Genomic DNA, 6,643 nt, shown 5'->3' with positions numbered 1-6,643 from the left:
CGATGTGCTGCTCGAGACGGCGACGCACTCGATCGAGGAACTCGGCGGGTACCTCGCTGAGGTCGGTGACCACGCTCCGGTCAACGCCCAGCCCGCGACCACCGGCACTTCGCCGGTGCGCTCATCTGCGACCCCAATAGCCATCGCACAAAGACGCACTGTCCACCGACGTCGGCCGATCGCCGGACGTGTTCATCTGCTGTTCATCCAACAGGTACCGAGATCGTGAGAAGGTTTCGGTGGGCGCCGAACTCGAGAGGTTTGTGATGGAAGCGCACGCGAGTCGCGGGCCCGTGATCGCCTTGGTGTTGGGCGGTGGCTGGAAGCTCGGAGCCTCGTTCCACGCCGGCGTGCTCCTCGCACTCCGCGACATCTGGGGCGTCGACGCGCGATCGGTCGACTCGATCACGGGGACATCTGCCGGTGCCGTCACTGCTGGGTTCGTCGGGGCCGGCATCGATGCTGACGACCTGTTCCGACGCGAGACCGGAGCCGGCCAGAGTGGCTCGGCACGCGAGCTGATGTCGCGCATCGGTTCGCCCCGGCGTTCGAACGGCTCTGGCACCGCGAGCGACGCGGCCGCACCACCGTCGGTCGGAACATACTTCGATGACCTCACACACGCGACGTGGCCGAGCGGCGTGCAACTGCGGTTCTGTGCCGTCGATACACGCAACGGGCGCGTCGCCGCCCTCGATGCTGACAGCGGAGCAACTCCGGGCGAGGCAATCGCAGCGTCGTGCTCGGTTCCCGGGCTGGCGCGGCCGGTTCGCATTGGAGACCGCACGTATGTCGACGGCGCCGTGCGATCTGTCAACAACGCCGACACCGTCGCCGCATCGGAGCCAGACATCGTGATCGTCAGCGCACCCATGTCGGTCGACCGACCGCTGTACCAGCTCGGCCCAATGGCTGCGCTCCGGAACTCAGTACGCGTCCAGAACGCCCGCGAGTGCAAGCGACTCGCCACGATCTGCGACGTGATCACGATCGAACCGACCAGAAGCGACATCGCAGCAATGGGCTCGAACCTCAATGCGGCCAAGCGCCGAGAACGCGTCGCGCGCCACGCCTACGCAACCGCCTGCGAAATCCTCGAACACGAACGACCCCCAGCATCGGTGAGCAAGCCAGCCGTTGCACCAAATGGCCGCTGACCGACGCCGCGCAATCCAGCGCCGCCGTGTGTGCCCCTCTGACAGATCCAGAATGTCGACGAACGGAGTGCCTCCCGACCAGACCGCCATCGCTGATCGTCGCCTTCGCGGGAACGCTCTCAGCGGCGCCGCTCCTCGGCTACGCATATCGCCTACGCCATACCGTCCCTGCACCGTCCGGGTACGGCACGATGGTGCTCGACAGCTCGGACGAGAACTCTCCGCCCCTTCCAGCTCGTCACGCAAGTGTCGGCACGACTGCAGTTCTTCACCTACGTTGTTCTCGATGGCAAATCGGCTTCGTCGAGGTTCGACCGTCGTCGTGGTTCTTTCCACTGCAGCTCTCCTCGCTGCCTGTGGCAGTGACAATGCGGTAGACGGCCAGGGTGCCGCTCCGTCCTGTGATGATGTCGACGCGGCCGTTTGCGTCGCGAGAATCGCTTCGCTGAACTCTGACGGAGCAGAGGCCCTGGATCGTGCTGTCGAATTCGACGGAGGATCTTCGGTCGAGCTGGAAGCGGGCGTGTGCGGAACGGGCGGCGACGGACCTGACGAGCTGACCTGGTCGCTGTGTCGACTGTCGCTCGACGATGGTCGCCAGATCGTGGTGGGCCGATCCACACAGGCAGACACGACGGTTCGGGCAACCGTTTCGGGTGAGGCGATCGAGTTTCCGCTCGCGACGTCTCCTGGTGATGCGACCGTGTTGGACTCTCCAGCAGCGGCGTTCGTGATCGTGGACGCTGACGGCAACGAGGTCGGGTCCACCGAAGGGGCCTGACGGAGGCCCGACCAGATCGGTCCGATCGAAGGAGAGTCATGGAACCAGCAGCAGTGATCTTCGTCATCGCCATCGCGATCGTTGGCGCGATCGCCTGGCGGACTTTCGCCAAGCGCTGACCGGGCCGCACTCCCGTCCACCATCGACACGACCAGCGTCGACGAGTCGAGATCGCGGCCGCCGCCGTTTGACCGCGACGCCCGACAATCGTCCAAACTTGACCAGGCATCGTGACGATGGACCTCCACATGACCTCGCTCAACGGACCAGGCGATCCCCACTCCCGACTCGACGCGCTGCGCACAGTGACCATGCAGCGCGCAGCGAGTCTCGTGCGCGGCTTCGATTCCATCGTGAAGGCCACGAGCGACGTCGCCACCGATGACGAACACGATCCAGAAGGCAACACGATCGCCTGGGAACGCCAGCAGATCGCAGCACTCCTCGACGAAACGAGAACCACGCTCACCGACATCGACGCCGCCGAACAGCGCCTCGACGACGGGGTGTACGGAACCTGCACGATCTGCGGTCTCAAGATCACGAGCGAGCGTCTGGATGCACTGCCAGCCACGCCGAGCTGCGTCGGCTGTGCCAGCTGAACATCTGGCCACTCAGCGGACTGCCACGCATATCGCCAGCCAACCGCGACATAGCAAGCCGCTCGTACCGGCACCTCGGTGCTCGGCCAGGCGCGCAGGATCACCGGTGAGATTCGATCGCATCGCTCGTGCGTGGGAACCTCTCGTCATGCGAACCGGTCGCGTTCATCACATCGAGATCTGGGTCCCGGACGTGCTGCGAGCAACATCGAGTTGGGGTTGGTTGCTCGAGACACTCGGCTATCTGCCGTTCCAAGACTGGAAGGATGGCAAGAGCTGGAAGCTTGCCGACACCTACATCGTGGTCGAGGAATCGCCTGACGGAACCGGACCGCACGACCGGACATCGAGCGGCCTCAACCACCTTGCGTTCTTCGCTGGGTCGCGCAGTGATGTGGACACGATCACCGAAGCCGCCGCTGAACACGGCTGGACTCTGCTCTTCTCAGACAAGCACCCGCATGCAGGTGGACCCGACCACTACGCGTCATACATGGAGAACAGCGACGGTTTCGAGGTCGAACTCGTCGCCGACGAGCCGTAGACCTCTGATCCGTCGGCACAGGACACCACTCGATATCGATCAGCGGACCGCCGGCATCACACCACTCAGGTACGGCACGACCGCGAGCGGGTCGGTGTCCGAGATTGTTCGTCGATTCGCCGGTGGTTTGGAGCAATCGTGTAACACCTGGTCTTTCGGACGGAAGTCGTGGTTGTGGATGCGGTGGCGTTGTCCGAGAGAGTGGAGTCGATGACATCGGAGCAGTTCGATGACCTGGAGGTCATGTACGTCGAGAACGCGCCGGATGTCTTTCGGTATCTGGCTCGTCGGGTCGGGCGCCATCTGGCCGAGGACCTGACGGCGGAAACGTTCCGCAATGCGATCGAGTCGGCGTCCTCGTTCGACGCGTCGCGGGGTTCGTATGGGGGTTGGTTGTTCGGCATCGCAACGAATCTGGTGCGTCGTCACTGGGAGGCCGAGTCGATCCATCTGCGAGCGCTCGTCGACACGCGCACCGAGTGGGTATCAGGGATCGACCACACTGGGGATATCGGCGAGGGCGTGTCACAGCGCGTTGACGCCGAGCTCGACGCAGCGGCCCTCCTCGAAGCGGTCGGCTCACTCGGGGACGGCGATCGGGATCTGTTGTTCCTTGCAGGGTGGGAACGTTTGTCGAGTCGCGAGATCGCGGAGGCGCTCGGAATCAAGTCGGGAACAGTTCGTGTCCGCCTGCATCGGATCCGCCAACAGCTCCACGACGAACTCAACCAAGAACCCGACGGTCCCGCGACACAGGGAGAAGCGCAATGAACGAGCTCGACGCGTTCGCCAACCTTCGACCCGACGACGAACCCTTCGACGCGGAGACCGATGCCCGAATCCGCGCAGCACTCGGACGCCGCGCCAGTCAGTCCGACCACAACCTTGGAGCGATCCCTGGAGAGATCGCCCACGGCCCGGTCCGAACGGATCAGCCCGCACCTGTCGACGTTCAGTCTCATCGACGATTGGCCGTGCTCGGCGCCGCCGCTGCGGTCATTGCAGGACTGGTCGGATTCATGGCGATACGCGACACGGCATCAACCCCAGTCGAACCCGGGCCAGCCGACGTTCCTCCATCCGGTCCAGATGTCGACGCCGACGTCGATGCCGACTCGGCTCCACCCGAAACCAACCGATCACCCGAGACCACCCTCCCGCCAGCTGATCCGGTATTCGAGGGTCTCGATGATCCGACACTTGTTGGGCTCGCCGAGTCGGCGTCGAACGCAGCCGACTGGAACCTCTCGGCGCTCGTCGGGCAGACCGGCCCCACCGAACCATTCACCGCCGAAGTGTCCGGCGGTATTGGCAGCGGGCGGGTGTCGTTCGAACTCGCGACCATCGCACCCACCGGTTCGTGCCCCGAAGCCGGATGGGAACAACAATTCTGGAACGGTGAAGCATCAGGAATCCCGACCGATCAAGGGATGCTCTTCGTCGACGAGACCGCTGACCCAGCCCGGCGAACCACCACACTCGTGTCCAACGAGTCGATCGTCACGGTCCGTTCCGTACAGGTGCCGTTCGCCGATCTTCCCGACGCGCCAGCATTCATCGACACCGCCACAGCCATCTCTGCCGAGACTCCGTTCATCCTCAACGGCGGCGAACGACCACGCTTCTACGAAGTCCGCTGCGGCGACCTCCTCACACATATCGCCAGCAGATTCGATTCTCCGGTTGACGAGTTCGTCGAGCTGAACGCACTCAGCGACGAGCACGCGATCCAGGCCGGGATGGTCCTTGAGGTTCCGCCGGATCCAACGGAACGATCGCCTGATCCGACCGATCCGGACGTATCGGCGACCCACGCCGTTGTTCCGATCGTGCCAGGCGAGGTGATGGTTGCCAATGCCAACACCTACGGCGGATTGGCCGGTCGGCTCACCGAACGTCTCTCCACCGCCGGCTTCGGCGTCGCTGACCCGGTCAATTCCACTCTCCTTCACCTGGATGACTCAGTCATCTACCTCCGCAACGAAGCCACCTGTCTCGGGATCCAACTCTCGTACGCGACAGGCATCGAGACCCGAGAGCCGATGCCCGACGATCTTCCCATCGAATCACCCGTCCCCGCCGAAACACCCGACGCGTTGATCGTTCTCGGCGACGACATCGCAACCAAAGTCGCCGACGACAGCATCGACATCGACATCGGCGCCGCCGGAACACTCACCATCGTCGACGCCACCGACGATGACAGCCTCGTCGACACCCAACTCGCAACACTCAACGCCGCCGGAATCGACATCGCAGCCGTCCTCGAGAGCAACCGCCCGACAACAGAAACGATGCTCAATCCGATCGGCGACACGATCCCATGGACATGCGGAATCGCGGACCTGCTCGGCATCGACGGCTTCGACACCTGGACACCCAACATGATCGACGAAGAACTCCCCGGAGAAACCAACGCCGTCCTCGTCATCGGCGGCTGAGCCACCCAATAGTCCGTAGCCACCGAGAACCACCAGACCGCCCACACCGGAAACTCGCAGCACGATTCGAGCGAGCCGAGCCAGGCGACTTGCGCGAAGCCACCGCACTGCGAATCGTGCGCGAAGCATTCGTCTCCCGAGCCGAGACCGAACGAGCCCTTCGCGAAGCGGTCGTCGAGGCCCGACACGACGGACACTCGTGGGCATCGATCGGCGCCATGGTCGGCACCTCGGGTGAGGCCGCTCGCCAGCGCTACGGCCAAGCAGTCACCGCCGAATAGCCGCTCAGCCCTCCGACCCGCTCGTAGCGGCACGTCCCGGAGCGGGCAACGTGCCCGAGATTGGCGCCGGTCGCGACGGGTACTCGGAGGTGTATACTTGGTGTATGAGTCGCACCAATATCGATATCGATATGGAACTCTGCCAGCGAGTGATGGACCGCTTCCACCTCAGCACGAAACGCGAAGCGGTCAACCTTGCACTGCGCAAGGTCGCGGGCGAGCCGCTCGGCCTCGACGATGCCCGTTCGATGCGGGGAACCGGTTGGGACGGCGACCTCGATGAGATGCGTGCGAGCAGAGCGTGATCCTCGTCGCCACGTCGGCATGGATCGAGTTCCTTCGCGACACGGGCTCGGAGGTCTGCATCGCCGTGGACCGGCTACTTGATGCCGACCTTGCGATCTGCGATGCCGTGTCGATGGAAGTCCTTGCTGGCGCCCGAAACGAGCGGCATCTGATCCAACTGCGGGGGCTGCTGGCGCGATCGACGGTGCTGCCCACGTCGCCTGTCGACTACGACGACGCTGCTTCGATGTACCGCGCTTGTCGAGCGAACGGTGAGACCGTCCGCAAACTCATCGATTGTCTGATCGGCGCCGTCGCCGTCCGCGCGGGAGCCGAGGTCCTCCATGCAGATGTGGACTTCACTGCACTCGCACGACATACCGATCTGCGAATACACCCCGACTCACGAAGCTGACAACCCAGCTCAAACAGCTCAGAACATCCAGGCGCAAGTCCATCGACAACAGCGAAAGATCGGCACGTCTTCCCTCGGGTAGGGGCTCGAGATCGTGCGGCACCCATCCGAGTCAAGCGTGTGGCTCTCGCAGGCTG

Annotated in this window: 9 protein-coding genes; all 9 read left to right on the top strand. The window is 64.0% G+C overall.

The window, feature by feature from the left end; genetic code table 11:
* The first annotated feature begins 266 nt into the window (after positions 1-266).
* The 9 genes from ON45_RS11785 to vapC all read left to right on the top strand — a co-directional run bounded on the left by ON45_RS11785 (position 267) and on the right by vapC (position 6,506).
* A complete protein-coding gene (locus ON45_RS11785) occupies positions 267-1,157 on the top strand; it encodes a patatin-like phospholipase family protein (RefSeq protein WP_148288654.1) in 891 nt (296 codons plus the stop codon).
* 523 nt (positions 1,158-1,680) lie between these two features.
* Positions 1,681-1,938: a hypothetical protein gene (locus ON45_RS11780; RefSeq protein WP_040494094.1), complete on the top strand. Its 258-nt coding sequence runs from the start codon at positions 1,681-1,683 to the stop codon at positions 1,936-1,938.
* Positions 1,939-2,186: 248 nt separating this feature from the next.
* The gene (locus tag ON45_RS11775) at positions 2,187-2,540 is read left to right on the top strand and encodes a TraR/DksA family transcriptional regulator (RefSeq protein WP_040494099.1); all 354 of its coding nucleotides are present in this window, start codon (positions 2,187-2,189) and stop codon (positions 2,538-2,540) included.
* A 148-nt stretch (positions 2,541-2,688) separates the two neighbouring features.
* Positions 2,689-3,084, top strand: coding sequence for a VOC family protein (locus tag ON45_RS11770; protein ID WP_040494093.1), 396 nt, complete (start codon positions 2,689-2,691; stop codon positions 3,082-3,084).
* Between the two features lie 210 nt (positions 3,085-3,294).
* Complete coding sequence (locus ON45_RS11765; RefSeq protein ID WP_148288653.1) at positions 3,295-3,855, top strand: RNA polymerase sigma factor; 561 nt, start codon at positions 3,295-3,297, stop codon at positions 3,853-3,855.
* Positions 3,852-5,525: a LysM peptidoglycan-binding domain-containing protein gene (locus ON45_RS11760; RefSeq protein WP_040494092.1), complete on the top strand. Its 1,674-nt coding sequence runs from the start codon at positions 3,852-3,854 to the stop codon at positions 5,523-5,525. The genes ON45_RS11765 and ON45_RS11760 overlap by 4 nt, the downstream gene beginning before the upstream one ends.
* A gap of 89 nt (positions 5,526-5,614) precedes the next feature.
* A complete protein-coding gene (locus ON45_RS11755) occupies positions 5,615-5,806 on the top strand; it encodes a hypothetical protein (protein ID WP_206537691.1) in 192 nt (63 codons plus the stop codon).
* A 104-nt stretch (positions 5,807-5,910) separates the two neighbouring features.
* Positions 5,911-6,111 carry a type II toxin-antitoxin system VapB family antitoxin gene (locus tag ON45_RS11750; RefSeq protein WP_085946540.1) on the top strand — a complete coding sequence of 67 codons (201 nt, stop codon included), beginning with the start codon at positions 5,911-5,913 and terminating at the stop codon, positions 6,109-6,111.
* The gene (vapC, locus tag ON45_RS11745; RefSeq protein WP_040494091.1) at positions 6,108-6,506 is read left to right on the top strand and encodes a type II toxin-antitoxin system VapC family toxin; all 399 of its coding nucleotides are present in this window, start codon (positions 6,108-6,110) and stop codon (positions 6,504-6,506) included. Before ON45_RS11750 ends, vapC begins: the two co-directional genes overlap by 4 nt.
* The last annotated feature ends 137 nt before the right edge of the window (positions 6,507-6,643 follow it).

The organism is Ilumatobacter nonamiensis YM16-303, from assembly GCF_000350145.1.
GTDB lineage: Bacteria > Actinomycetota > Acidimicrobiia > Acidimicrobiales > Ilumatobacteraceae > Ilumatobacter_A > Ilumatobacter_A nonamiensis.
Note: the sequence above shows the minus strand (reverse complement) of the source record. Positions and strands in the feature narration are given on the sequence as shown.

Coding starts and splice junctions, on each gene's coding strand:
- ON45_RS11770 (WP_040494093.1), top strand. CDS start 2,689: ATGCGAACCGGTCGCGTTCATCACATCGAGATCTGGGTCCCGGACGTG.
- ON45_RS11750 (WP_085946540.1), top strand. CDS start 5,911: ATGAGTCGCACCAATATCGATATCGATATGGAACTCTGCCAGCGAGTG.
- ON45_RS11760 (WP_040494092.1), top strand. CDS start 3,852: ATGAACGAGCTCGACGCGTTCGCCAACCTTCGACCCGACGACGAACCC.
- ON45_RS11765 (WP_148288653.1), top strand. CDS start 3,295: ATGACATCGGAGCAGTTCGATGACCTGGAGGTCATGTACGTCGAGAAC.
- ON45_RS11785 (WP_148288654.1), top strand. CDS start 267: ATGGAAGCGCACGCGAGTCGCGGGCCCGTGATCGCCTTGGTGTTGGGC.
- ON45_RS11775 (WP_040494099.1), top strand. CDS start 2,187: ATGACCTCGCTCAACGGACCAGGCGATCCCCACTCCCGACTCGACGCG.